The organism is Anoxybacillus sp. ST70, assembly GCF_019553625.1.
GTDB classification, from domain to species: domain Bacteria; phylum Bacillota; class Bacilli; order Bacillales; family Anoxybacillaceae; genus Anoxybacillus; species Anoxybacillus gonensis.
This window is the reverse complement of sequence record NZ_JAHZOF010000001.1, coordinates 1-26,279: the sequence shown is the minus strand read 5'-3', so window position 1 is coordinate 26,279 and position 26,279 is coordinate 1. Positions and strand designations below refer to the sequence as shown.

Sequence of the window (26,279 nt, the reverse complement as noted above, 5' to 3'; positions counted from 1 at the left end):
TTATTCTATGATTTTGATAAAATTGATAACCTAACCGAGTGTATCGCAAACGAAAATGCAAGCAACATTCCACTTCATATTTATACTGTATCTTTATTAAACCCGAACCAAAAATACTCGTTTGCTCATCACATTGTTTATGAGTTAAGAAAGAGGAATCCTAATGTGACCATTGCTGCTCACGGCCAATATATTGCATCGTTTCAAGAGATCACTCATTGGGGTGATCATGAATATATTAAACATGAGTACCGAGCAATAGAATGTTTCAATGCCGCAGAAAGAACGGTATTGGAAAGGTTATTGAAACAAGAGTTAATAGAACGATGCAAAAACGACTATAAAATTTACAAAGATTTGTTTTGTTTGAAAACCGAACAATCGATTGAAATGAACGAAATTATTGTTTACCCGGCTATTTACTTATCTTTTACAGTTGAAGAGAACGGAAATATATTGATCGGCTTTGAATATCAACATCGTTTTGAATATAAAAAAACATTAGAAGACTTACTTCGTGATCGATCTCCACTGATCAAAGAAGGGGTGGAAGTCGTTGATTCATACAATAAAAAATCGTACTACTATACTTTTGTTGAGGTGGCTCCGTATACAGCTGGAGAAAAAAGCCCGTATTTACAACAAAGTGTGATAGATTATTACATAACAAAAGATGAAAAATGGAAATTAAAAGGTGTTCATAATAAGACACCTATTGTGCATGTCAGATCACAAACCGGTGATATTTTTCCATACTTGCCTCATTTATTACGTCTCACTTGTTCGTATGAACAATTGATGCCATCAACCGCGAAGCAAGTAAATCGTATCATTAAGTTGCCACCGAATGAGAAAATGCCGAAACTTTATCAAGAGATATTTCGTTTGTTGCAATATCAGAACATGTTGACTTTCAGAAAAGAAAACGTTCGGGCGGCAAATCTTAATTACGATATTTTTAATCTCTCCCCACCGTTAATGGAATTTGGTCGAGATTATAAAACAACGAAAGTGTCTGATGGTTTAGGTCAAGCTGGTGTTTATGAGCCGAAGAGTGTCACCGTTAGCTATTTTGTTGATCCAGAATTAAATTACGATCAAAGGAAGAAAGATGAAATATTGGATTTTACAAAGAAATTACAAGATTTATCTGAAAAGCTAGGTGTAAAGTTAAATGTCTCGAAAAAACCGCGTCAGTTATTTGGAGTATTGCCTGTCGATTTTTTCAAAAGTGAGCGTCTTTCGTTCGAACTAAAGTCGATCGCTGATGCGTTCGATGGGACTGTTATTGTCATTGGAACGGAAGAAAATATCGATCGAGCATATGTGGCAATTAAACGAGAATTTGGTGCGAAAGCAGATATAATGACACAGTTTGTCATATTTGATTCGTCAGTTGTAAAAAATTTGTACTATCAATATAATGTGCTACTAGGAATTTACGCAAAATCGGGAGTTCAGCCATGGATTTTGTCAGATGAGATGAATTCAGATTGCTTTATCGGTTTAGATGTCAGTCATGAACATGGAAAACATGCTTCTGGGATTATTCAAGTGATCGGAAAAGACGGGCGAATGATCAAACAAAAATCAGTCATGACTGCTGTAGCTGGTGAAACGATTGCCAATCGTACAATGGAAGAAATTATAGATGAGAGTATATTTAGCTATGAGAAAATATATGGAATGAAGCCAGCTCATATTACATTTCACCGCGATGGCGTATGTCGCGAAGATTTAGATCATTTAACACGGTATATGCAGTCATTCCAAATCCCATTTGATTTCGTTGAAATTATTAAAAGACCGCGAAGAAGAATGGCTGTATACACAAACGGACGTTGGTTTACTGTGCAAGGATTATGTTATGCGAAGGAAAGGATGGCTTATTTATGTGCAACTGATCCAAGAGAATCTGTAGGAATGGCGCAAGCTGTAAAGATTGTTCAAAAGACGCAATGTTTGTCTATTCGGGATATCGTTTCAGATGCATATAAGCTATCATTTATGCACATCCATTCTATGCTGAAAACACGTTTGCCAATCACCGTTCATTATGCTGATTTAAGTTCAACCTTTCATAATCGAGGGTTGATCCATCCACGTTCAGTCCATGAACAAGCGTTGCCGTTTGTGTGAGGGATAAGTATTCATTGTTTTATACGGTTGGTTCATTTTATTTGAAATGGATATATTCTCACAAAAGTGAAGTTTGCTAAATACATGAAGAAAAATGAGTTAACTGCATGTATGTCTAAATTTAAATCAGTGAAGGATGAGAAGAACATGAGGATTGTACCGAAGCACTTAGTGGCTGTCTCTGGTTATATTGTAAATGACCATGGGGAAGTATTGCTTGTAAAAACACATTACCGTTCCGATACATGGGAACTTCCTGGTGGACAAGTAGAAGAAGGGGAATCTTTGCATCACGCATTGGTAAGGGAAGTATATGAAGAAACAGGATTAAAAATAGTACCACTAGGAGTAACGGGAGTATATTACAATGCTACGGACCATATATTAGTTGTTGTATTTCGTGCGAAGTATGAAGAAGGTGAATTGGACATTCAGCCTCAAGAAATAAAGGAGGCAAATTTTTTTCTGCTAAATAATAAAAACATTTCAAAATATATAACGAGACCTCATATCGCTTCACGAGTACAGGATGCAATGAAATGTAATTGTTTAGTACCATATGAAGCATGGGAAGTTTCACCATTTCGAATGTTAGGAAGGATTGGGGGATAACCGAACTTCTTTATCTAAAATATATCAACTTTAAGGTATTTCAAGAGGATGCTGGGTTGGGATTCACCCTTGACTAACACTCTCCAAAGATTTGTATCGGCGACGACGGTGCCAACGGCTCAAAATCAAAGAGAAACTCGCAATAAATATATCGAACTTTAAAGGCATGTGGCGCGTGTTGAAAATTTTCTTTTCCGGAAGTGTCATCCGTCGCAAGTTCTAGAATAAGTAGTTAGGCGGTGTACGCTCACACCGCCTACTTTTGCCTAACAATCGCTTTCGTAAACTCCGTGAAGTCTGTTAAATGGTTGTCGAGTATTTTTTGTAAAATGGTCAAGTTCAGTTCTTGACAGTCATGCACGGCGATATTGCGGAATCCGACCATTGCTTTCATTTTTTGCGATAGGGATGAAGAGATGATGCCGTGTTGTTCTAAAAGAGCGAAAGCGTCTCGGCTTGTTTGTGGAAGTCCGAGCTTTTTTTGCGCGACGACGTGCATCGCTAAGTCAATGCTCGCTTCACACGCTCGTTGAAGATTGAGGACAATGGAATCTTGCTTTGTGTAATTCTCCAAATGTTTTGGATTGTTTTCGTATTCTTCATGAATACGTTTCATACAACGTTCAATGACACTTACTTTATTTAGGATCACATCATTCATTATAAACCGACCCACTTTCAACAATGTTTCGTAAAATTTCCGCTCGTTCTTCGTTTAGTTTCGCATACATTTTCAATGCTCGCCATTCGAACTCCGTTTTTTTATGTTCGTCCGCACAATAGATGACTTTACCGCTACTGACGATTTGTGCTTGAAAAACGGTGCTCGCTTGCTTTAAATCGATGAGATCGACGTCTCGTTGTAACTGCTCTGCCAATTGTTGCGCAAGTATAAAGCGTTCATAGTGGTCTAATGATCGTTCATCGCTCAAAAAAGCAATGTCAATATCGCTATCGTGGCGAATATGTCCTGTTGCTGTTGATCCGAACAAATAAATGACAGAAGGGGAGACCGCATTCTTTAATGTTTCAACAATGATTTGTTCCATCTGGTCACCGTCCTATTTTACTATTTCCATGCTATTACAATTATATTATTTTCGATTGTATGTGTCACGTTCCGAGAGAAAACGGGTTTTTCATGGGTTGTTACTATAATGAACAAACGCTAAACTTTGCTGAAAGAAAACACTAGTTTTTCATTCCCAAAGAAGGATCACCACCATTTTTATCGAAAATACACAACAAAACTGAAAGCGAGGTGCATATATGGCCATTGATCATGATCGATTGTTTAAAGAGTTGATTACGACGTTTTTTGAAGAGTTTCTTCTTCTCTTTTTCCCGCATGTGCATGAGCATATCGACTTTCAGCACGTGTCGTTTTTGTCGGAAGAGCTGTTTACCGATGTGACAGCGGGGGAGAAGTATCGCGTGGATTTGCTTGTTCAGACGAAGTTGAAAGGGGAGGATAGCCTCATTATCGTCCATATCGAAAATCAAAGTTACGTGCAGCCATCGTTTCCAGAGCGAATATTTATTTACTTTAGCCGCTTGTTTGAGAAATACCGAAAGCGAATGTTGCCAATTGCCGTATTTAGCTATGATTCTCTCCGACATGAACCTTCATCGTTTACGCTCCAATTTCCGTTTTTTGATGTACTCCAATTCCGATTTCTTACTGTTGAGTTACGCAAACAAAATTGGCGTGATTACATTCGCCATGACAACCCAATCGCCGCTGCGTTGTTAAGCAAAATGGGGTATACTGAAAGTGAACGAGTAGAACTAAAAAAGCAGTTTTTACGAATGATTGTGCGCATGGAATTAGACGAAGCAAAGCAACGATTATTAATCGGCTTTTTTGAAACATATGTGAAACTATCGGAGGAAGAAGAACAACAATTGAGAAACGAGGTGAATGAGATGGAAACGAAAGAAAAGGAAAAAGTGCTTGAATTGTTAATCTCGTATGAACAAAAGGGAATACAAAAAGGAATACAAAAGGGAAAAAAGGAAGGATTTAAGCAAGGAATGAAACATCTTGTTTGCAATATGTCGAAAAAAGGAATGACACCAAAAGAAATTGCAGCCCTTGTGGATCTTACGGAAGAAGAAGTACATCATTTGCTTGAAAGTTGAGAAAAATTTGGTGTGATACCACACCTCGAAGCATGTAGAAACAACAATTGCGAAACGAGGTGAATGAAATGGAAACGAAAGAAAAAGAACAAGTGTTAGAGTTAATCATTTCGTACGAGAAAAAAGCGTTAGAAAAAGGCTTGAAAGAAGGCGTAGAACGAGGGTTACAACAAGGGCTGCAACAAGAAAAACGCAAGATTGCGAAAAAGATGCTAGCAAAAGGCTACGATGTACAGACGATTCACGAACTGACGGAGTTGTCTTTGGAGGAAATTGAGATGTTGAAATGATATTTTGTGTTGTACCTGTTGCCTGTAGAAGGACGGGCACAATTGTAGGGACGAAGAAATACCAGTGAACATAGTTGGAAAAGAGATATAGGAGAATTAGATAATCGAAACGAAAAAATGGAGAAACAATAATTTAAGAAAACGCTCAGGTGTGTCTTGAGCGTTTTTTATTTGAGCCGAAATGTTTTTTACTATAAGTATTTTAAATTTTTGAATTTAAAGATAATTTTATTGATTTTCCTTTTATATGAAATATAATTACTTTAAATACGAAAAATTCGGAATATTAATTCCGTTATTCGGAACAAAGGGAGGTGCTTTATGAACAAAACAGTGATCAAAACACTTGAACTATTGCGGTTGTTTATGACATATGAACGGTTGACACTACAAGAAATGGTGAAGTTGACGAAACTGCCAAAAACAACGGTTTTTCGAATGGTTCAGTCGTTGGAGATAAGCGGCTTTCTAAAAAAAGATGAGGAAGCGTATGAGCTTGGATTGTCCTTGTTACAATTGGGTTGTTTAGTTGCAGAGCGATTAGATGTTCGAAAAGTAGCACTGCCGATTATGAAGAAATTAAAAGAAGAAACGAATGAAGCGGTGAACTTAGTTGTTAAAGATGGTGATGAGGCGATTTATGTAGAAAAAGTAGAAACGTCAGAGCCGATTCGAGTGTATACACGGGTAGGGAGAAGGGCACCTCTTTATGCTGGAGCTTGTCCGCGCGTGTTACTTGCCTTCATGCCAAGCGAAGAGCAAAAGAAATATATTGATCGCGTCAAGTTAATTCCAATTGCCTCAAAAACAATTGTTGAGCGAGAACAATTAAAAACGGTGATCAACGAAGCAAAGGGAAAAGGGTATACAGTCAGTTACTCCGAATTAGCCGACTATTCTTCTGCTGTGGCTGTTCCGATTTTTAATCACGAAGGTAAAGTTGTGGCGGGGCTAAGTGTCGTTGGACCAGAAAATCGCTTTCAGCCTTCTTACATTAAACAATTAGTTCCAAAATTAAGGTATGCTGCAGAACAAATTTCAAAAGCACTTGGTTTTATTGGGGGAAAAAATGTTGAATTATGAGTTTATACCGCTTAGTGAGCATGCCCTAATTGTTAAGTTTGGCGAACAAATTAATCATGACATTCATCGACGAGTTCGTCAATTTACAAATTATTTTACAGATCATCATATAGAAGGAATTATTGAAGTTGTTCCTGCTTATACAACTGTTACCGTCTACTATCATCCGATACAGTTTGTAAAGAATCTAAACCGAAAATCCCATATCGAGGTTCTCCCTTTTGAAAGAATTTGTACTGTATTAAAAAATATTCTTTCATCGTTAGAGTCTGTCAACATTTCTCACGGAAATGAAGTCGTGATTCCTGTTTGTTATGGAGGGGAGTTTGGGCCGGATTTAGAAGAAGTGGCTAAAAAAAATGAATTGACAATTGAAGAAGTAGTGAATATTCATACGAACGGCCATTACGTTGTGTATATGATTGGATTTGCGCCTGGATTTGCTTATTTAGGTGGCATGTCAGAAAGAATTGCTACGCCGCGAAAACACTCGCCACGATTACACATTCCAGCAGGTTCTGTTGGCATTGGCGGTATGCAAACAGGAATATATCCGATTGAAAGCCCAGGGGGATGGCAACTCATCGGGAGAACACCGATCCAATTATTCCGTCCCCACCATCCTCAACCGAGTTTACTACAAGTTGGAGACTGTGTTCGCTTTCAAGCGATAACGAGGGAAGAATATAAGCAGCTTCAGGAGGAGAACAATGAGTATTCGTGTGATTCGTAGTGGTTTACTAACGACGATTCAAGATTTAGGTCGATTCGGTTTTCAAAAGGATGGCGTCATTGTGGGCGGGGCAATGGATCAATTTGCACATCGCATCGCCAACATTCTTGTCGGAAATGAACAATCGGAAGGTACGCTGGAGATGACGTTCATTGGTCCAACACTTGCTTTTGAGGAGGAGGTATTGATTGCGATATGTGGCGGAGAATTTGAAGCAATGATCGACGGGAAAAAAGTGCCGTTGTGGCGCCCTGTTTTCGCTAAGCAAGAAAGTGTACTTACGATCGGGCATTGTCGTGTAGGATGTCGGGCTTATTTAGCTGTGTCAGGGGGATTTCATATTCCTAAGGTAATGAACAGCCAATCAACGTATTTACTTGCACGTATCGGAGGTTTTCAAGGAAGAGCTTTGCAAAAAGGAGATGTGCTTTTCCTTCGAGAATCAAGAAAAAAATCGGCGTTGTTTCAATTCTATAACAAGAAAACATCTCTTCCTTTTATAGCTATGAGCTGGGGGATTTCATTTGAGCTTCGTGCATATTTTTACGAATCGCCGAAAACGATTCGCGTCATGCGCGGCGCACAATTTGCTGATTTTACAATGCAAAGTCAACAATATTTTTTTGAATGAACGATATGAAGTCACTTCTCAATCGAATCGAATGGGCTATCGTTTAGACGGACCTTTGCTTCAAAGAAAACATTCAGTAGAAATGGTTTCGGAAACGGTTACGTTTGGGACAATTCAAGTGCCGAACGAAGGAAAGCCAATTATATTAATGGCAGATCGTCAAACGACGGGAGGGTATCCAAAAATCGCGCAAGTCATTGCCGTTGATTTACCCATTTTAGCACAAACCAAACCAGGAGAGCAGGTTGTATTTCGCGACATTTCATTTGAGGAAGCGCAACGATTATATCTTCAACATGAGCTTGGCATGAAGCAATGCGAAAAAGTAATGATGTTGAAAATGGGAGGATAAAGATGTACCGCATCGATCTGAATTGTGATATGGGAGAAAGTTTTGGAGTATATCGAATGGGAAACGATGAAGAGATTTTGAATTACGTGACATCAGCAAATATTGCTTGCGGGTTTCATGCGGGAGATCCATCTACGATGCGAAAGACGGTTCAGTTGGCGCTTGAAAAGGGGGTGAGTATTGGTGCACACCCGGGGTTGCCTGATTTAATTGGATTTGGAAGAAGAAATATGGCAATTACTCCGGAAGAAGTATATGATCTCGTTGTTTATCAAGTGGGGGCGTTATATGGTTTTGTAAAGGCTGCTGGTGGAAAGATGCAACATGTAAAACCGCATGGGGCTTTGTACAACATGGCTGCAAAAGATAGTGCACTTTCAGAAGCGATCGCAAAAGCAGTGTATGACATTGACTCGTCGTTAGTATTGTTTGGATTAGCAGGAAGTGAACTAATTAAGGCGGGAGATCGTATAGGCTTAAAAACAGCAAATGAAGTGTTTTCTGATCGGACGTATGAGCAAGATGGTTCGTTAACACCACGACATAAACCTAACGCTTTAATTCATGACGAACAAGAAGCCATACAGCAAGTCATTCGTATGGTAAAAGAGGGAAAAGTTCGGTCGCAACAAGGAACTGATGTGGAAATTCAGGCAGATACGATTTGTATTCATGGTGATGGGGTACACGCATTAACATTTGCTAAAAAAATTTTTGAAGCGTTAAAAAAAGAAGGCATTGTCATTACATCTTTATTTTAAATCGAGGTAACGAGTTTTTTACCCCTTCCTTTGTTTTAGATTATTGTGTACGGGGTTACATCGATTATCTCGGAAACAGTGAAGATGGTAAGTTTTTTATGGGAATGTGCATGAAAAAGGAAAGGGATATATTTATAATATCGTCGAATGTTAGGAGGAGAAAACATGACGTTATTTCAAGTGTTCGTGTACGGGACGTTGCTTCAAGGAGAGCAAAATCATCATGTTGTTGCTCCGTACGTTACACATATAGAAACAGGTACTGTATACGGTTGGCTTCATAGCGTTGCCGACTTGTATCCAGCTTTAGTGCTCGATTCATCTGCCCCTCCAGTAGAAGGTGAATGGTTGACGGTAAACGAAAAAGGACTACAGGCGATGGATCGGCTTGAAGGATATTATGGGGAGGGAAAACGTAATGATTATGAGCGAGTATTTGTGACAGATGTAGACGGAAAAAAGGCAGGATTTGTGTACGTATACTCAAGCGAACGGGCAAAACATTTACCACGAATAGGCACTTCGTGGAGAGCATACAAGCAGTCATATGAGCGTGGCTTCAAGTGATCATGTTTGAAGTCCGGTGTTTTTTATCGCGACTCAGCTCGATTGCGTTAAGGGTGCGTGCAGAAGGGAAGTTTTTGCGTCATTACTTCCCAATTATTGATAGTTGTTGCTTTCGTCTGTCATTTGATCCGAACAAACAAATTATGACGCAAGAAAAGTAGATTCATCACGACTATTATATGCAAAAAAATATTAGTTCACTTGTTTTCTCTAAGAAACACGGATACGGTGCCCGTCACGCCCGAAAAAACTGTTCCATGTTATTTTTCGTCTTCTACAATATTTTACAAATATAGTACAATGAAATTGGAAGATAAGTTCCATCCATCTTGCATAACTTTTTTCGAGTTTATGACTTTAGCCGAGAACACTCGTGACTTTAGTCATGAGATGAATCGGCTTTTTAAACAAATGACATATGTCGATGTGTGTTTTGATTTAAAATGCTTGTTTTAAAAGGAATTGACTTTAAAACTCCTCTGATATATGTTGCGCTATTATTGAGGTGAACCACATGGCAGAAGTGAAACGTGGCAGAGGATATGTGTACTCCATTCAATATCACGTGGTGTGGTGTGTGAAATACCGTCACAAGGTGTTGGTTGGCGACATAGATACAAGGTTAAAAGAAATCCTACATCAGATTGCGGAAGAACATGGTTTTGCGATTGTGCAAATGGAAAGTGATAGCGACCATATTCATTTGCTCATTGACTGCACGCCACAACACTCTATTCCAAATATGATTAAAGCATTAAAAGGTGTGAGTGCGAGGTTGCTGTTTAAAGAATTCCCTCAACTAAAAGAGAAATTGGGGGGAGGGAACTTGTGGAATCCTTCTTATTTTGTCGCAACCGTAAGTGAACACACCGAAGCGCAAATAAAACAATACATCCAAAATCAGAAAGCGAGGTGAAAGCCATGCTCGTCCATAAAGCATACAAATTTCGAATTTATCCAACCAAAGAGCAAGAAATCCTGATTGCCAAAACATTCGGTTGCGCTCGTTTTGTATTCAACCATTTCCTTGCTGAATGGGAACGTGCATACCGAACAACAGGAAAAGGGTTAACATACAAGGTTTGTTCTTCTCAATTAACCAACCTCAAAAAACAATTTGTATGGCTAAAAGAAGTGGACAGCATTGCGCTCCAAACCTCGCTGAAACATTTATCTGATGCGTACACCCGATTTTTTCAAAAACAAAATAACAAACCACGTTTTAAATCAAAAAAGAACAAGGTGCAATCGTACACAACAAAGTACACGAATGGAAATATTGCCATTGTCGGCAATCGAATCAAACTCCCGAAACTTGGTCTTGTGCGTGTTGCGAAAAGTCGGGAAGTCGAAGGACGCATCTTGTCTGCGACGATTCGACGAAACGCAAGCGGAAAATATTTTGTTTCTGTTCTTGTGGAAACAGATGTGCAACCACTCCCTAAAACGAATCGTGCCGTCGGGATTGACTTGGGCGTAAAACATTTTGCGATTCTTTCAGACGGTACGACGTATGCGAATCCAAAGTTTCTTCGCAAACTAGAAGAAAAATTAGCGAAAGCCCAACGTATTCTTTCTAGGCGACAAATAGGAAGTTCGAATTGGCATAAACAACGAATCAAGGTCGCACGCCTACACGAGAAAATGACAAATTCCCGAAATGACTACTTGCATAAACTCTCGACCGAGATTGTCAAAAACCACGACATCATCGGAGTCGAAGATTTGCAAGTGGCAAACATGATGAAAAACCACAACTTAGCCAAAGCCATTGCCGACGTATCATGGTCAACATTTACAAACATGCTCATGTACAAAGCGACATGGTACGGCAAACAAGTGGTGGTAGTGGCAAAAAATTTTCCGTCTAGCCAATTGTGTTCCCGTTGCGGATACAAAAACAAAGACGTGAAACATCTTCACCTTCGTGAATGGGAGTGCCCTTCATGTGGCACACATCACGATCGAGATGTGAACGCAAGTATGAATTTAAAAAACGAAGCCATTCGGCTTCTAACCGCAGGAACTGCGGGGCTAGCCTGCTCATTCTCTCTTCGTTAGAAGGGACAGCGCAGGAATCTCGTGGCTTCAGCCATGAGAGGTTCAAGCTTGTTACATTTTCATTGAGCGAAATGTTTGCTTTTCTTTGTTTCTTCCTTTTCAATAAAGTTATATGATTTTTTGGCGTATGAATATATTGGAATGTTATCGTGAATAGGAGAGAAGCGGATGAAGATTCGATCAATTGAACCGACACCAAGTCCCAATACAATGAAAGTGTTGCTCGATGAAGAGCTTCCATTCGGAACAAGCTACAACTATAAGTCAGCGCAGGCTGAACAAGCTCCTGAAATCATTAAGCAGTTATTGAAAATCGAAGGTGTAAAAGGCATTTACCATGTCGCTGACTTTTTAGCTGTGGAACGGCATGCGAAATATGATTGGAAACCGATCTTAACAAAGGTGCGCGAAGTGTTTGGCGAACAGGTGGAGGATCTTAAAGAAAATGAATCGGTGCGCAATGAGCATTTTGGCGAAGTGAAAGTGTATGTGCAAATGCTTTATGGCTTGCCGATGCAAGTGAAGTTAACGGACGGTCACGAAGAGAAACGAGTGGGGTTGCCACAACCGTTTGTCGATGCGGTGCTAGAAGCGCAAAAACATGCGGGGAATATTGTCGTGGAGCGGAAATGGGTCGAAAAGGGCGTTCGATACGGAACATTTGAAGAAATCGGCGCTGAAATTGTCGAGGAGTTGTCCGCTGCTTATCCGCCAGAACGGCTCGAGCGATTCGTACACATGTTTAAACAAGGGGAGCAGGCGAAAACACAAAAACGAACAAGTGTTCAAGTGACTGAACAAATGCTAGATGATCCGGACTGGATGAAACGATATGCAGCGTTGGAACAGATGGCGGAGCCGACGGAAACCGATTTGCCCGTATTGGCAAAGGCGTTAAAAGATGAGAAAGTAGCGATTCGCCGTTTAGCGACAGCTTACTTAGGAATGATTGGTGGGAAAAACGTGCTTCCATATTTGTATGAAGCACTAAAGGATCCAGCTGTTTCTGTGCGGCGTACCGCTGGTGACTGTTTATCTGACATTGGTGACGTTGAATCGATTCCTGTTATGGTCGAAGCGCTAAAAGATGCAAGCAAGTTAGTTCGCTGGCGTGCAGCGATGTTTTTATATGAAAATGGAGATGAAACCGTCCTGCCTGCTTTAAAAGCAGCCGAAAACGATCCGGAATTTGAAGTAAGCATGCAAGTAAAAATGGCCATCGAACGAATCGAAGGTGGCGAAGAGGCGAAAGGATCTGTTTGGAAGCAAATGACGGAGAGTAGAAAGAGAGAGGAAGGGAAATATTGAGCCACTCTTCGAATGCTGAAAAGAAGATAGAGAGGAGAAGCAGCATGAACATTGTTATCAAACGACTCGATCATATACAAATTTGCATCCCAATCGGTGCAGAGGACGAAGCGCGGGCTTTTTATACGGGCGTGCTCGGTTTTGCCGAAATCGAAAAACCGGAAACGTTGAAAGCAAATGGCGGGCTTTGGTATAAAATTGGCGATATTGAACTGCATATCGGTGTTGAAAACCGCGAAGGATATCGAAGCAAAAGCCATCCGGCGTTTGAAGTGGAAAATATCGAAGCAGTGCGGCGCTACTTGGAAGAAAAGGGAGTAGTGACACAAGACGAAAAAAACATTCCAGGTGTGATTCGCTTCTCCTTTCACGATCCGTTTCGCAACCGAATAGAATTTCTTGAGAAACAGCAATAAAAGCGTGGAACAGTCTTCGTTTGACTTTGTTGACAATAAATTGAGACAGAAGTGGAGAAAACTTCTGTCTTTTTTTGCTTTTGTGACAAAATTCGACATCATTTGTCTTCGTTTTTGTGTAAGATAAGGGTAGTCATTTTAGTTGAGGGTTGAGAGTAATGGATAATTTTCTCAATTTTTTCGTTCCTGCTTTTATTATGACAATGAGTGCATTTGGACTGATTTATGTTATACGGAGAGAGCGGGACTATTGTCCAAAATGTGGTGGAAATCTGCTAGATTTTTATGTTGATCGTAATCAAAGAGCGTTTACCGAGGGAGAGTTAGAGGCGTTTAAAGTTTTACACCCAGAAGATCGTTCAACATTTCAGAAAGTGAAATATTGCCGCCAATGTCGAAAAGCATATCGGCGTATACATTAATTATGGATTCACTGCATAACAAAAATAAAGAGGAGAAACATGATGCGAATACGCAAATGCGCTAGAGCAGTAATCGTCAATGAATGTCATGAAATTCTTCTTCAAAAATTTGAATTTACGGATGTCGTAGGAAACGTCGTGTTATGGGTAACGCCTGGCGGTGGCGTCAAGGAAAATGAAACTCCAATCGAAGCTTTAAAAAGAGAATTGCGTGAAGAACTTAACATTGCTGTTGACATTCATGGCGAGCCATTATTTGAAATTGATATACTCATTGAAGGAAAAAACGGTTCTTTCATAAGCCGTGAGATTTACTATAAGGTAACGATTCAATCTAATACTGTATTTTCTATGGAGAACATGACTGAAAAAGAGAAAAATACGTTTATGGATTTAAAGTGGTGGAGGAAAGAACAGTTGAAGGAACTCGAAAACTTTGCGCCGCGTGAAATATTGAACTATTTTTAAATATTATGTTTTGGGGTTTTTATGCGCAAAATTGATAGGGTGAAGAATTTTTATTCGCTGTCATTTTCCCGTTAGTAACTGTGAAATCCGTATCGATTCTTACAGTGCCGTTGACTCCAAAAAAGGAGAATGTGTAACCAAAGCAGTGGAGGAAAAGACAGGCTTGCATATTGAATTATCTCCAATGGAAAGGAAGATTTCGGTGGCAAATAACCAGAATGCAAATATGAAAAAAGTAGTCGCAAATTTATTTCGAGCTCGTTTTCCATTTCTTTATATTTCTACATGGGAAGAAGAAAGGGTTCTCTCATTTATTCGCTCTATTGCTTCTGACATTTCGTTAATTAAGACGTCTAGAGAAGTAATTACGTGGAAGTTGACAACAGGGCTTGTGATCAACGGGAAACCGTTGCATGATACAAAAAATCCAATGAAGGCATTGGAGTTTATAGAAAATTATGAAGAACCGTCTGTTTTTGTTCTTCACGATTTTCACATATACTTTGGGGAACAAAATAGATGTCCAGATTTTCAAATCATAAGGAAGTTAAGAGATATGGCTGTAAATATTAAGCAAAGTATATATCCAAAAAATATTGTTTTTATTTCCCCTATTCTTCTGCTTCCAGTAGAACTTCAAAAAGATATTACCATTATCGATTTCGAACTTCCTACTTTCGAAGAGATTATGGGTATTTTAGACGAAATGATTGATGTGAATAAGCAAAATGGTCGGATTACGATTAACTTAAAAGAAAATGAAAAGGAAAAATTGGCTAAGGCAGCGTTAGGATTGACTCTTTCGGAAGCAGAAAACGCCTTTGCAAGAGCAATGGTGGAAGACGGTCAGCTTGATGTCGATGATGTAGAAGTGATTTTAAAAGAAAAAGAACAAATTATCAAAAAAACAGGAATTTTAGAGTTTATACATAGCGACTTCAGTATGGATGATGTAGGTGGATTAGAAAATCTAAAAAGATGGCTTAAGAAGCGAAATAAATCATGGTTGGAGTCCGCTCAACGATACGGTCTTCCTTCTCCAAAAGGAGTATTAATTACAGGTGTTCCTGGGTGCGGAAAAAGCTTAATTAGTAAAGCAATTAGTGCAATGTGGCAACTTCCACTTCTTCGGTTAGACATAGGAAAAATTTTTAGTGGTGTGGTTGGAAGTAGCGAGGAAAATATGAGAAAAGCCATCAAAACAGCTGAAGCGATCGCCCCTTCTATTCTTTGGATTGATGAAATCGAAAAAGGTTTTAGTGGAGTGCAATCTACCGGTGATAGCGGCACAACATCACGGGTTTTTGGGCATTTTCTAACATGGATGCAGGAAAAAATGAAGCCGGTGTTTGTTGTCGCGACAGCAAATAATATTTCTAGTTTGCCTTCCGAGTTTTTACGGAAGGGGCGATTTGACGAAGTGTTTTTCGTAGATCTCCCAACCTATCGAGAACGAGTTGAGATTTTCCGAGTCCACTTAAATAAAAGACTAAAGGATCCAAGAGCGACGGGGACCTTTACTGTTTCTGAGGAAATTTTAAATAAACTTGCTAGTTTAACAGAAGGGTTTATTGGGGCAGAAATTGAACAAATCGTCATTGATGGATTGTTCGAAGCATTTTTCGAAGAGCGAAGTGTAACATTTGAGGATTTTGAAAAAGCATGTAAAAAAATTGTTCCTCTCTCTGTGACGCAAGCAGAGCAAATTCAAAAGATTCGCGAGTGGGCCAACGTTCGAGCTGTAACAGCAACCCCTCGAGAAGATTTAGAGGAATATGTTGCTAGTGATTCAAATAGTCATGATAATATATGCCGATTACGTGGGGGAAGAACGATAGATTTCTAAAATAAATTTGAAAGGTGAGAGAGATGAGTATTGAGCTTGTGTTAATTCCAGTCGGGATTGCAGTTGCGCAATCTGTCAGTTCGATGCTTGAAAATAGAATAGATCGTAGTTTCAGGCTCAGAACGGTCATGAAGGATGAAATTTTGTTGCAAAAGGCATTAGAGCAATATGGATGCCATGTAAATGTATTGACAAACGATAACTATGAAACGGAAATAGCAACAACAAAAATATGGTTTGAAAAAAATGAGGATGGGGTTTTCGAAGCGATTTTTCCTAAAGAGGTAAAAGTGGATGATGCAACGGTTTTTATCGAAAATCTAACGAGTGAATATAAATATGTTCTTCAACAAGAGACATATAAAAAAGTAATCGAGAGAGCGAGAGAAAAAGGATTTATTTTAGAAACGGAAGAAATACAACAAGATCGAACGATTGTGCTGACTTTAAGAGTAAATTCATAAGGTGATTGAGATGAACGAGAAAAAAGTTATTATAAAAATTACAGAAGATGGGAAAATATTAGCTGAGACGGTGGGGATTAAAGGAAAACAGTGTCTTGACTATATTCGTGTATTAGAAGAGTTGCTTGAAGCTGAAACAATCGATTCTCAATTTACACATGAGTATTTTGAAACAAATGTTTTAATTAATGACATTCAACAGCAAATGATTAAAGAGGAGTGAGAGTGTGAGAAAACAGATTACAAGTAAGGGAAGAAAGTGGGAGATAATGAATTCTTTTTGGATGATTTGGACTTTTTTTCCTTTTGGTTTTTTTAACTACATTTCTTTTTTTTACACCTCCTACAGAGTGAAACAAAAAAAATGGTTTATTGCTGGAGTAATCTATTCGATTCCGTTTATATTGTTTTCGATTGTGAACGAAATAGTGAGTGAAAACCATTGGTTAAATGATTTGTCATTTATCGTTCTTTTCATTTCTTGGATTGCATCGATTGTCCATGTTTTCAACATGAGAACGGAGTATTTGCTTCGTCTCGAAGCAAGAACTCTATCAAAAGCACGCGAACTCGAACAGTTGAAAACAATAATTAAAGAAGAGTATAAAGGCATTGATATGTCAATGATGGAAGCTGAAAAACGATACGTAGAAAAACCTGTCATGGAGAAATTAGTTGATATTAACAAAGCAACAGAAGAAGAAATCTCCTCTATCCCTGCCATTGGAGGGCTATTAGCTAAAAAAATAGTTATGGTTCGTGAAAAGGAAGGAGGATTTCGATCTTTAGAGCACTTCTCTGAGTGTTTACAGTTAAAGCCACATGTAGTCGAAAAGATAAGACCGTTCATTAAATTTCCTGAACTTGAATCGCCATCGAAACAAAATAAATATGAAGGAAGGATCGTCGATTTTTAATGGAACTTATGATTCATCATTTTTTACCGTTGACAATGGTAGAAGGGCCAGGGAAAAGATCGTGCCTTTGGGTGCAAGGGTGTTCAATCCGTTGCCAAGGGTGTGCAGTACCTTGGACATGGGACCAAAACAAAGGGAAGAAGAAAGAGATTCAAGCTTTGTTTGCTGAAATCGAAAAAAGCAAGAGGGAACATGGCATTGAAGGAGTTACTTTTCTCGGAGGAGAACCGTTTGATCAAGCACGACCTCTAGCCAAGTTAGCTGCGATGGTGAAGGAAATTGGCTTATCAGTGATGACTTTTACCGGTTATTTATATGAAGATATTATATCATCAAACAATCCACATCATATGGAACTTTTACAAATGACCGATTTACTTGTCGATGGTCCATTTATAAAAGAGAAATTGGATGTGAGCCGACCGTGGGTTGGTTCTTCGAATCAAAGGTATCATTTCTTGACACCGAGGTATGAATACTTGAGGGAACAACTTTTGAGCATTCCAAATAAAGTTGAGGTTCGGTTAAATATAGATGGATCAGTGGCCGTGAATGGTATGGTTACGCTAGATTTATTAAAAGAAATTTTGTTAGAGAAAGAATATAAGGTAGAAAAGAAAAGATAGCGTATATACTGTTAAACCAAAAGAATGATCGAGATTTGTAGAAGAGGCTGACCTTTTCGTTCTAAAAGTAGCTACATCCTGGATGAAGATATATATCGCGTTGTTTTTACGTATCTTGTCCAAAGTATGAATACGATACATTCTTTTAGAAAAAGTGTTCAACGAAAACAAGCGTTAGCGTAGAAAGCATATCGTAATCATTGTTATTGGGATCGTTCGCGGAAGGCACATGTATTTTTGACAGTCTAGTAGGATGAACATGTATCGGCAAGGGGGATGGGGATGATTCGTAAATTGAGCGGGGCAGATCATGATGTTGTGTTTTCTTTTTTAAAGCAGGAGCCTTCATTGAATCTTTTTATTATTGGTGATATTGAGGCGTTCGGTTACGAGCAGGAATTCCAAGAGTTGTGGGGCGATTTTGATGAGAATGGTAGATTGAGAGGCGTATTGTTGCGATTTTACGATTCGTATATTCCCTATGCTCCGGGGGATTTTGATATTGACGGATTTGCAGAAGTGATGCGAAATACTTCTCATCCTGTTCGTCTTTCTGGGAAAACGGAGCTTGTCGCAAAATTTGAACCTCTCTTACTGCTTGGAAAAAAGCGAGTCACGTATTTTTGTGAATGTAACGAAATCACATTTCCAGAAGAGCAAAGTCGCTATGAAATTAAGCGAGCAACGATTGATGATGTCGATCGAATACTTGAACTGCGTCGTCGCATCACGGAGTTTTCGGTACCGCCGTCATCGCGAGATATGCTAGTCAAATCGTTAGAAACAAATACAGGGCGTGTGTACTATATCGAGGAAGATGGTCGCATGGTGTCGTCTGTCGCAACAACTGCAGAAAATACGCTATCTGCGATGGTTGTCGGCGTGTGTACAGATCCGAATCGTCGCCACAAAGGATATGCAAGCGAAATTATGAAGCGCGTCATTCAAGATTACGTTCGCATTGGAAAAACGTTATGTTTATTTTATGACAATCCGAATGCGGGTCGTATTTATAAAAGATTGGGTTTTCATGATATCGGGATGTGGACGATGTACGGATAATTTCTGGATAGATGTAGAAAACGTGGAGTTAACGGGCTTCACGTTTTTCTTTTGTTGCATAGGTGAGCTATAATGGAGAGGTCAGATGAACCGAAGGGGAAGGATTGGTCGGTCATGCACATCATATTGTTTGATGGCGTTTGTCATTTTTGTAGTGCAACGGTTCGGTTTATTATTGAAAGAGACGAAAAAGCTTATTTTCGTTTTGCTTCGTTGCAAAGTGAAGCAGGTCAAGCGTTGCTTAAGAAATATCATATCTCTCAACAACTCGATAGTTTTATATTCATCGATGAATCTACATACTATGTTAAATCTACTGCAGCGTTACGCGTATGCAAACATTTGCGAGGATTTTGGAAGTACTTATATTGGTTTATTCTTATTCCTTTTCCTATTCGCGATCGAGTATATGATTGGATCGCGAAAAATAGGTATCGTTGGTTTGGAAAGACGGATTGCTGCTTTGTTCCGACAGAGGATATAAAAAAGCGCTTTTTATAGTGAAACGTGGTCAGTAAAGGAGGAAAAAATGATTCAAGGAGAAAATTTGTTGCTTGTAGCAAGTCTAGTTATGACATATTTGTTTTTTTATTATGGTGTGTTCGTTTTAAAAGCAGAACGACGCATGATGGATATGATTTTTAATAGTTTCGTGTATGGTTTGATCATATGGAAATTAAGCTACGGCATTGTACATCCGAACATGGTGCTAGAAAATCCATTAACACTTCTTTATTTTAACGGTGGTGTTGTGGGACTTGTTTTGGCAGGGGTATTCATTGTCGTGTATACATATTGGCAGTTGAAAATACAGCACATTCCGTTCGACGCTTATATACGCGTAGCTACCTCAATATATTTTGGATATTGGATTGTATTTCTCGTATGGAAAGGAAGTGGATTTCCAGAAAATCGCTTCATTTGGCTACAAGCTGTCGTCGCTGTTGTTTTCTTTATTATTTCTTCACGTATAAAAACGACGAGAAAGCTATGGCAACTGCTTGTTTCGTTCCATATTCTCGTCTTCATCTTCTCATCCACATCGGATATGACAAAAGAAACAACTTCGCAGCAATCGAGTTCGAACATTGGGATTGATGTAGGAGAAATTGCCCCTGATTTCGAGTTAATGACATTACAGGGCGAAAAAATGAAGCTGTCTCAGTTTCGAGGGAAAAAAGTAGTTTTAAATTTTTGGGCATCATGGTGTCCTCCGTGCCGTGCGGAAATGCCAGAGATGCAACGATTTTATGAGCAGTATGGACAACATGTCGCGATTGTAGCGGTCAATTTGACGAATAAAGAAAAAAATCGTCATGTTGTCGAAACGTTCGTGAATCAAAAAAGATTGACATTTGATATCATGCTTGATGAGCAAGGAACAGTTAGTAAAACATATAAAGTGATCACCATTCCGACTTCGTATATCATCGATGAACAAGGGGGCATTCGTAGCAAACATGTCGGTCCACTTTCATACGAGGCAATGAAACGAGCGATGTTGTCGAAATGATGTTGCGGTATCAAACATTGAGCGAACAGCTGTTATATCTGTTCGCTCATTTGCTTTTGCGATTTTCTATTTGCATATAGCCAAGCAAAACTGCAATGGCTTAACAGTACCCGCCACACTTTAAGCAGATGATTTGAAGGAAAAAAGATATGTTCGTTACAATAAGGGAGAAAATTTCCTCCGCTTTGGAGAGATGAAACTGAGGTGTATCGATGAAGATTGAAATATGGTCCGATTTTGTTTGTCCGTTTTGTTATATTGGAAAGCGGCGGTTAGAGCAGGCGCTCGAGTCTTTTCCGCATCGGGAGAATGTTGAGGTTGTTTTCCGTAGCTTTGAACTTGATCCGAATGCGAAAAAAGAAACACCATTTAGCATCCACGAAATCATTGCGCAAAAATACGGCATGTCCGTAGAAGAAGCGAAGCGAGCAAATGCCGATATTGGCAAGCAAGCGGGGGCGATTGGTCTCACGTTCCGCTTTGAGACGATGAAGCCGACCAATACGTTTGATGCGCATCGTTTGGCACAATACGCGAAAGAAAGAGGAAAACTTCATGAAGTGGTGGAGCGGCTGTTTTACGCCTATTTCACTGAATCGAAGCGAATTAGCGATCGCGATGTGTTGCTTGAGCTTGCCGAAGCAGCAGGACTTGGCCGCAAAGAGGCGGAAGCGGTGCTTGATGGCGAGCATTATGCAGAACAAGTGCGAAAAGAGGAAGCAATGGCGGCTCAACTCGGCATCCGCGGTGTACCGTTTTTCGTGTTAAATGGAAAATATGCGATTTCTGGTGCTCAGCCCGTCGAAGTATTCCGTCAGGCGTTAGAGAAAGTGTGGATGGAAGAACAGCAGTCATCCTCGCTACAATCGCTAGCAGAAGAAGGAAAAACGTGTACGGATGGAAATTGCTCTATCGACTAAATAACTCAAGCGAATAAATGCCGGCTAGAAGCTAGCCGGCTCATCTTGTTGAAAAAACGACAAGCTGAGACGCTCAAGACATAACAATTCAAGCGTTTTTTTCTTAATTTTTGGCATTATGAACATCTTGTTTGTCAAACGCATTTTGTAGCAAAGAGCGCGTTTTTTCAAATTCCTTTGCTTATTCAACTTTCCCACCTTAGCTGAAGGGCATCCTTTTCCCTATAAGTGAGAGGTCAAGACCATGCTTTTTTCAACAATTCCACTCCGAGTTGGATTTCATCAAAAGAAAGATTGCTAAAACCAAGTTTAATCATTGGTTTGTCTGAATGGTTTTTAATAACGTAGCGCGAAGTAGGATACACTTTTACTCCATAAGAGAAAGCTCGCTCGATAAGCCATTCTTCTGAACAGTTCAAGTGTACCTTGATTAATATATATAACCCAGACTGTTCACCGATAATGGTTATCTTATCCTCAAACGCTTTTCTTAATAATGATACGAAGTGTTGCATTTTTCGCTTATAAACAAGGCGCATTCGTTTAATGTGTCGGTTCCATTCGCCTTCTTCCATAAACTTCGCCATAGCGAGTTGGCTAATGAGTGATGCAGTATTTTCGAAAAGGAAAAATTGCTCTTTGTAACGATTTAACAGATGTTGTGGCAACACCATGTAGCTTAAACGAATCCCTGGAAGAAAAGCTTTTGAGAAATTCCCTAGATAAATGACTCTTGTCGAATCAATGGAAGCAAGAGCAGGGAACGGTTTTTGCGTATAGCGAAATTCACTATCGTAATCATCTTCAATGATATATCCCTTCACTTTGTTGACCCAATGAATGAGCAGTTGTCGTTGTTGGATGGACATGCTTACTCCCATCGGGCTTTGATGAGAGGGGGTTACATAAATTAATTGGGAGTGCATTTGTTCTAGCTTGGAAAGATCCACACCCGTTTCGTAAACCGGCAATGTTTCGAACATAAAACGATGAAATTGAAAGGCTTCCCGAGCACCGTCGTAACCAGGATCTTCAACGATAATACTTTGGAACTCATCCCTCAGTATACGCCCAAGGTATACAAGCATTTGTTGGGTACTACTTCCGATGATCACTGCATTTGGATCCGTTTTTACACCACGCGATTGAAAAAGATAGGCTGCAATTTGTTCGCGCAGGCATAATTCTCCAAAAGGATCTCCATACCGAAAGCTATCCTTTATTGTTAGTACTTGATTAGAGATTTTTCTCCATGTTTTGAAAGGAAAATGTGATTGATCTACGACATCTGCCCGAAAGTCAACAAAAACAGTTGGCGCAAGATTTATTTGCTTAGGTTGCGAAGCGGTGTAAATTTCATGAACGAGAAAGGGCTCTAATTCATTCACAAAATAGCCTTTTCGACTTTCTCCACGAATATATCCCTCAGCAACAAGCTGCTCGTATGCCATTAGTGTTGTATTGCGGCTAACATGTAAAGACTCTGCAAGTTGCCGAATGGATGGCAATCGCTCGTTCGGTTTTATGTCGCCTTGCTCAATAAAAAATTTGAGTTTTTCGTAGATTTGTTTGTATTTAGGGGAGCGATCATGGAAAGGGAAAATCATATTTTGCATTTTTATCATCCTGACATGTTAATTTTTTTATTATTGTACCTTTTTAAATGTCAGTTTAAATTATACCATGTTTTGTAGAGAGTTGGTTTATATCAAAAATAAAGTAGAGGAGAGTGGCTATGTATATTCCAGATGATTTTGCGATCACAGAAACAGCGGTTGCTTATGAAACTATAGAGAAAAATAGTTTTGCCACATTGTTCTCTATCCATAGAGGGGAGCCGTTTGCTACACATTTACCTTTGCTATTGAATAAGGAGAAAACGTATTTGTATGGTCATTTTGCCCGTTCGAACCCACAATGGAAAGATATTGAAAATCAAACTGTTTTAGCGGTGTTTCACGGTCCGCATTGTTATATTTCTCCTTCTTGGTATGAAACGAATCAAGCCGTGCCAACGTGGAATTATGTAGTGGTGCATGTGTATGGCGAGGTTGAGTTAATCGAGGATGAACACGAGCTAATGAGTTCCTTAAATGATATGGTACTTAAGTATGAAGCTGATAATCGTTCGTACAGGCTGCAAGATGTAGGCGCGGACCTTCTTCATGGCATGATGAAAGGAATTCAAGGATTCAAAATAAAAATCAATAAGATCGAAGGGAAGGCAAAACTAAGCCAAAACCATTCTCGTCATAGACAAGAACTCGTGATAAAACAATTAGAACAAATCCCGTTACCAAACGAGCAACAAATCGCCACTTTAATGAAAGAAAATTTGAAAAATAAAATGTAATTTTATTGGTTGAAAAGGAGTGAAATATAATGGATTCAACAATTTGGTTATTTGTTATTTCGGCGACTGTATTATTAATCATGCCTGGACCTGCGGTGTTTTATATTATGGCAAGAAGTATCGATCAAGGGAAGGAAGCGGGGCTTGTGTCGGTTCTTGGTGTTTCTCTTGGTGGCGCTGTTCATGTTTTGGCAGGAGCAGTTGGAGTATCCGCCATTCTCATGACATCTGCTACAGCTTTTACGATTGTGAAATATTTGGGGGCTGTTTATCTCGTTTATCTCGGGTGCAAAACTTTATTTTCTACATCTCACGAAAATCATGTCGCCAGTTCAAAAACGAATCATAAAAAATTATGGAAGATTTTTTATGAATCGGTAATCGTCGAAGTGATGAATCCTAAAACAGCATTGTTTTTTCTCGCTTTCTTTCCGCAGTTCATCACACCTTATGCAGGCTCGGTCCCTGCACAATTTTTACTTTTAGGAACGATATTTATTATCCTCGCTTTTATTAACGATAGTCTATATGCCATTCTTGCAGCGAGCATTCGAAAATGGATCGTGGGAAAAAAGGGACATGCGAAGGTAGTGAACAAGGTAACGGGTTACTTATATATTGTCTTAGGGATATTTTCAACCTTTGCAAGCCCGTCTAACAAGTAGAGGATGATGTCATTTATTACGGACAAATTTGCGATCCTATCCATTCGATTTACTGTACGTAAATTAAATAAGCGAACAGTTGTTATATCTGTTCGCTCATTTGCTTTTGCGATTTTCTATTTGCCATTTTGGCATATAGTTCAGGAAAGCTGCAATGGGATACAATTGATTCAATTAATATTTGTTTCGTGTCTCTCTTTTGTAATTTCATATTCATTTGTAATCCGATCTGAAGTAGTTGTTCTTTTTTGAAAGACGATAAAAATGTTGTTGCGTCCTCTTTGTTCATATTTTTAATTTGTTTCATGACATGTGAGTAATCAATTTCGCTTGTGATTTGTTTTTTTTGATGTTGCAACTTTGTAGAAAGATCATCTAGCATCTCATCAACCGTACAGTGTTCGTAATGCTTTAAAATAATCAGTGTTTTTTCTAATATATTTGCTAATGTTTTTACATTCATACAACAATTCCTCCGCTCATTCGGTTTAAAAATTCAAGTGTAATTTTTTTCACACATTCGCTTTGTTTTGCTTGGTTGTTTTCAACAGCAAATACAGGATAGCTGAGCGCAGATGCTTTTGTGATGGCATCACCGTATGGTAAATAGTTGTTAAATATCATATCAGGTGAAAGGGTATGTTTTAATGTATTGATCATATTTGTTTGTGTATGTTTTGGTTGGTTTCCGTACTCTCGAATGAAATTGAGGACGATGCCGATGAGTTTTGTATCGCTATATTCTTTCGAACTCGATTGAAATCTTTCATTTAATTCATCTACTTTATTTTTAATTGCTGAAATACCATATGAAGAAAGACGATCAGGAATCGCGGGAATTAAGTAGTAATCGCTTGCGTACAAGGCGTTTTGTGTAATGTAATTTAAATTTGGCGGACAATCGATAAAAATAAAATCATACTCATGTTTCACCGTGTTTAAAATGTGGTGCAGCATTTGAAATTTATAAATGTCTGAACCAAATAAATGTTCTTTAAAATGTGGTCGGGAATAAACGGCAATGTCCATGTCCGTATGAATAAGTTCCGCATGTGCTGGAAGCAAATCAATATGTTCATATACTTTCCCATTTCCGCTTCGCACGCATGCTTTTAAAATAAAGTCGTCCACATCGACTTGTGGATGCTCATTTTTCAAGTAATGTTCGATTAAATCTTTCAATGTGCCGATCGGAGGTGTTTTATGATAGGCTAATTGTTCAAACCATTCTGGTGTTAGACATGAAATGGAAAGGTTACATTGGGCATCCGCATCTACTAATAACACCTTCGGTTGAGAATATGTAAGATCAAATAACTCCAATTCGTCAGATGATAAATGTTGCAGTCCTGTTGCTAAATGATGGGTGACGGTTGTCTTTCCTACGCCACCTTTCCAGTTGATGATGCTCACTACTTTTGCTTGCCGCTCCATGATGATCCCCCCCTGTTGCATATAGACGGTTTATTTGTATGAGAAAAACGGAAAGGTTATGACGGATTTTTTCTATAGAAGCAAGAGGTAGAGCCGGCCCAAAAAATAAAAAAACAATATTTTACAATCTCCTATATCGATTTGATAAATCCCCATTTATGATAAAATAAAAGGAAAAGTAGCACGATATGAAAAACAGTTGTAAACAAGTGAAGGGAGAACACGAAACGATGGAAGTTTTCGCGAAATATTTAGCAGCTATCGACAACGTTGACCACCGCAATCGGATAGAAGAGTAACTATTCACCCCAGTGCTAGTGTATAAAAAAGCCCAGCACAAATAGGGCATTTCGGTCATAGAAAATGCCCTAGGTAGCGGAAAGAACTCGATCGATCGTTTCGCCTGCCAACAGAAGACACAACGAGTCCCACACGTTTTTTTCGTGTTTCGTAAGTGTGGAAACGATGCTTCTTGCGATGCAAAACGACTGCGC

Annotated in this window: 32 protein-coding genes; 27 read left to right on the top strand and 5 right to left on the bottom strand. The window is 39.1% G+C overall.

The annotated features are described in order from the left end of the window. Window positions 1–165: 165 nt before the first annotated feature. Both K1I43_RS15835 and K1I43_RS00150 read left to right on the top strand, forming a co-directional pair. Entirely contained in the window at window positions 166–2,139 is a 1,974-nt protein-coding gene (locus K1I43_RS15835; protein ID WP_238148413.1) for a Piwi domain-containing protein, read from the top strand. Between the two features lie 147 nt (window positions 2,140–2,286). Beyond that, window positions 2,287–2,751: an NUDIX hydrolase gene (locus tag K1I43_RS00150; RefSeq protein ID WP_033383479.1), complete on the top strand. Its 465-nt coding sequence runs from the start codon at window positions 2,287–2,289 to the stop codon at window positions 2,749–2,751. A gap of 256 nt (window positions 2,752–3,007) precedes the next feature. On the opposite strand, the gene hepT is transcribed toward K1I43_RS00150, so the two are convergent. Together hepT and mntA are read right to left on the bottom strand one after the other, a co-directional pair. Continuing rightward, complete coding sequence (hepT, locus tag K1I43_RS00145; protein ID WP_026011738.1) at window positions 3,008–3,415, bottom strand: type VII toxin-antitoxin system HepT family RNase toxin; 408 nt, start codon at window positions 3,413–3,415, stop codon at window positions 3,008–3,010. Beyond that, window positions 3,405–3,800, bottom strand: coding sequence for a type VII toxin-antitoxin system MntA family adenylyltransferase antitoxin (gene mntA / locus K1I43_RS00140; RefSeq protein WP_019417965.1), 396 nt, complete (start codon window positions 3,798–3,800; stop codon window positions 3,405–3,407). The genes hepT and mntA overlap by 11 nt, the downstream gene beginning before the upstream one ends. Before the next feature lie 220 nt (window positions 3,801–4,020). On the opposite strand from mntA, the gene K1I43_RS00135 reads away from it, so the two are divergent. The 23 genes from K1I43_RS00135 (at window position 4,021) to K1I43_RS00030 (ending at window position 21,333) form a co-directional block, all read left to right on the top strand. Beyond that, entirely contained in the window at window positions 4,021–4,893 is an 873-nt protein-coding gene (locus K1I43_RS00135; protein ID WP_116052100.1) for an Rpn family recombination-promoting nuclease/putative transposase, read from the top strand. Between the two features lie 68 nt (window positions 4,894–4,961). Beyond that, window positions 4,962–5,183 (top strand): RpnC/YadD family protein, encoded by a 222-nt coding sequence (locus K1I43_RS00130; protein ID WP_019417955.1) that lies wholly within the window; start codon window positions 4,962–4,964, stop codon window positions 5,181–5,183. Between the two features lie 321 nt (window positions 5,184–5,504). Continuing rightward, window positions 5,505–6,266 carry an IclR family transcriptional regulator gene (locus tag K1I43_RS00125; protein WP_019417954.1) on the top strand — a complete coding sequence of 254 codons (762 nt, stop codon included), beginning with the start codon at window positions 5,505–5,507 and terminating at the stop codon, window positions 6,264–6,266. Beyond that, on the top strand, window positions 6,253–6,999 hold the full coding sequence (gene pxpB, locus K1I43_RS00120; protein ID WP_019417953.1) for a 5-oxoprolinase subunit PxpB: 747 nt from the start codon (window positions 6,253–6,255) through the stop codon (window positions 6,997–6,999). Before K1I43_RS00125 ends, pxpB begins: the two co-directional genes overlap by 14 nt. Next, the gene (locus K1I43_RS00115; RefSeq protein ID WP_370628340.1) at window positions 6,977–7,630 is read left to right on the top strand and encodes a 5-oxoprolinase subunit C family protein; all 654 of its coding nucleotides are present in this window, start codon (window positions 6,977–6,979) and stop codon (window positions 7,628–7,630) included. Before pxpB ends, K1I43_RS00115 begins: the two co-directional genes overlap by 23 nt. Then, complete coding sequence (locus K1I43_RS15830; RefSeq protein ID WP_370628339.1) at window positions 7,623–7,982, top strand: 5-oxoprolinase subunit C family protein; 360 nt, start codon at window positions 7,623–7,625, stop codon at window positions 7,980–7,982. The genes K1I43_RS00115 and K1I43_RS15830 overlap by 8 nt, the downstream gene beginning before the upstream one ends. 2 nt (window positions 7,983–7,984) lie before the next feature. After that, window positions 7,985–8,743, top strand: coding sequence for a 5-oxoprolinase subunit PxpA (gene pxpA / locus K1I43_RS00110; protein WP_220382573.1), 759 nt, complete (start codon window positions 7,985–7,987; stop codon window positions 8,741–8,743). A gap of 165 nt (window positions 8,744–8,908) precedes the next feature. Next, entirely contained in the window at window positions 8,909–9,310 is a 402-nt protein-coding gene (locus K1I43_RS00105) for a gamma-glutamylcyclotransferase family protein (RefSeq protein ID WP_220382572.1), read from the top strand. Between the two features lie 2 nt (window positions 9,311–9,312). Continuing rightward, complete coding sequence (locus K1I43_RS00100; RefSeq protein WP_220382571.1) at window positions 9,313–9,471, top strand: hypothetical protein; 159 nt, start codon at window positions 9,313–9,315, stop codon at window positions 9,469–9,471. A gap of 353 nt (window positions 9,472–9,824) precedes the next feature. After that, complete coding sequence (gene tnpA, locus K1I43_RS00095; RefSeq protein ID WP_220382570.1) at window positions 9,825–10,226, top strand: IS200/IS605 family transposase; 402 nt, start codon at window positions 9,825–9,827, stop codon at window positions 10,224–10,226. A 5-nt stretch (window positions 10,227–10,231) separates the two neighbouring features. Then, window positions 10,232–11,371: an IS200/IS605 family element RNA-guided endonuclease TnpB gene (tnpB, locus tag K1I43_RS00090; protein ID WP_220382569.1), complete on the top strand. Its 1,140-nt coding sequence runs from the start codon at window positions 10,232–10,234 to the stop codon at window positions 11,369–11,371. 168 nt (window positions 11,372–11,539) lie between these two features. Then, a complete protein-coding gene (locus tag K1I43_RS00085; protein ID WP_220382568.1) occupies window positions 11,540–12,679 on the top strand; it encodes a conserved virulence factor C family protein in 1,140 nt (379 codons plus the stop codon). Between the two features lie 44 nt (window positions 12,680–12,723). Then, window positions 12,724–13,095: a VOC family protein gene (locus K1I43_RS00080; RefSeq protein ID WP_220382567.1), complete on the top strand. Its 372-nt coding sequence runs from the start codon at window positions 12,724–12,726 to the stop codon at window positions 13,093–13,095. A gap of 464 nt (window positions 13,096–13,559) precedes the next feature. Beyond that, entirely contained in the window at window positions 13,560–13,985 is a 426-nt protein-coding gene (locus tag K1I43_RS00075; RefSeq protein WP_220382615.1) for an NUDIX domain-containing protein, read from the top strand. A 163-nt stretch (window positions 13,986–14,148) separates the two neighbouring features. Further along, window positions 14,149–15,831 carry an AAA family ATPase gene (locus tag K1I43_RS00070; protein WP_255571751.1) on the top strand — a complete coding sequence of 561 codons (1,683 nt, stop codon included), beginning with the start codon at window positions 14,149–14,151 and terminating at the stop codon, window positions 15,829–15,831. 23 nt (window positions 15,832–15,854) lie between these two features. Next, window positions 15,855–16,295, top strand: coding sequence for a DUF1257 domain-containing protein (locus K1I43_RS00065; RefSeq protein WP_220382566.1), 441 nt, complete (start codon window positions 15,855–15,857; stop codon window positions 16,293–16,295). A gap of 10 nt (window positions 16,296–16,305) precedes the next feature. After that, complete coding sequence (locus K1I43_RS00060) at window positions 16,306–16,518, top strand: DUF2997 domain-containing protein (RefSeq protein WP_220382565.1); 213 nt, start codon at window positions 16,306–16,308, stop codon at window positions 16,516–16,518. A 4-nt stretch (window positions 16,519–16,522) separates the two neighbouring features. Continuing rightward, on the top strand, window positions 16,523–17,212 hold the full coding sequence (locus tag K1I43_RS15825) for a ComEA family DNA-binding protein (RefSeq protein ID WP_220382564.1): 690 nt from the start codon (window positions 16,523–16,525) through the stop codon (window positions 17,210–17,212). Continuing rightward, entirely contained in the window at window positions 17,212–17,838 is a 627-nt protein-coding gene (locus K1I43_RS00050; RefSeq protein ID WP_220382563.1) for a 4Fe-4S single cluster domain-containing protein, read from the top strand. Before K1I43_RS15825 ends, K1I43_RS00050 begins: the two co-directional genes overlap by 1 nt. 282 nt (window positions 17,839–18,120) lie before the next feature. Then, entirely contained in the window at window positions 18,121–18,900 is a 780-nt protein-coding gene (locus tag K1I43_RS00045) for a GNAT family N-acetyltransferase (RefSeq protein WP_019417944.1), read from the top strand. A 72-nt stretch (window positions 18,901–18,972) separates the two neighbouring features. After that, window positions 18,973–19,401 carry a thiol-disulfide oxidoreductase DCC family protein gene (locus K1I43_RS00040; RefSeq protein ID WP_083842731.1) on the top strand — a complete coding sequence of 143 codons (429 nt, stop codon included), beginning with the start codon at window positions 18,973–18,975 and terminating at the stop codon, window positions 19,399–19,401. Window positions 19,402–19,429: 28 nt separating this feature from the next. Then, window positions 19,430–20,413, top strand: coding sequence for a TlpA family protein disulfide reductase (locus tag K1I43_RS00035; protein WP_019417942.1), 984 nt, complete (start codon window positions 19,430–19,432; stop codon window positions 20,411–20,413). 212 nt (window positions 20,414–20,625) lie between these two features. Then, window positions 20,626–21,333: a DsbA family oxidoreductase gene (locus tag K1I43_RS00030; RefSeq protein ID WP_019417941.1), complete on the top strand. Its 708-nt coding sequence runs from the start codon at window positions 20,626–20,628 to the stop codon at window positions 21,331–21,333. A 236-nt stretch (window positions 21,334–21,569) separates the two neighbouring features. Here the strand turns inward: K1I43_RS00030 and pdxR are convergent, their stop codons facing one another. Next, complete coding sequence (gene pdxR, locus K1I43_RS00025; protein ID WP_220382562.1) at window positions 21,570–22,949, bottom strand: MocR-like pyridoxine biosynthesis transcription factor PdxR; 1,380 nt, start codon at window positions 22,947–22,949, stop codon at window positions 21,570–21,572. 119 nt (window positions 22,950–23,068) lie between these two features. Between pdxR and K1I43_RS00020 the strand changes: the two genes are divergently transcribed. Continuing rightward, a complete protein-coding gene (locus tag K1I43_RS00020; protein ID WP_019417938.1) occupies window positions 23,069–23,686 on the top strand; it encodes an FMN-binding negative transcriptional regulator in 618 nt (205 codons plus the stop codon). Between the two features lie 29 nt (window positions 23,687–23,715). Further along, on the top strand, window positions 23,716–24,351 hold the full coding sequence (locus K1I43_RS00015) for a LysE family translocator (RefSeq protein ID WP_019417937.1): 636 nt from the start codon (window positions 23,716–23,718) through the stop codon (window positions 24,349–24,351). Between the two features lie 82 nt (window positions 24,352–24,433). On the opposite strand, the gene K1I43_RS00010 is transcribed toward K1I43_RS00015, so the two are convergent. Beyond that, window positions 24,434–24,814, bottom strand: coding sequence for a hypothetical protein (locus tag K1I43_RS00010; RefSeq protein ID WP_019417936.1), 381 nt, complete (start codon window positions 24,812–24,814; stop codon window positions 24,434–24,436). Further along, window positions 24,811–25,785 (bottom strand): ParA family protein, encoded by a 975-nt coding sequence (locus K1I43_RS00005; protein ID WP_009360896.1) that lies wholly within the window; start codon window positions 25,783–25,785, stop codon window positions 24,811–24,813. Before K1I43_RS00005 ends, K1I43_RS00010 begins: the two co-directional genes overlap by 4 nt. Between the last annotated feature and the right edge of the window lie 494 nt (window positions 25,786–26,279).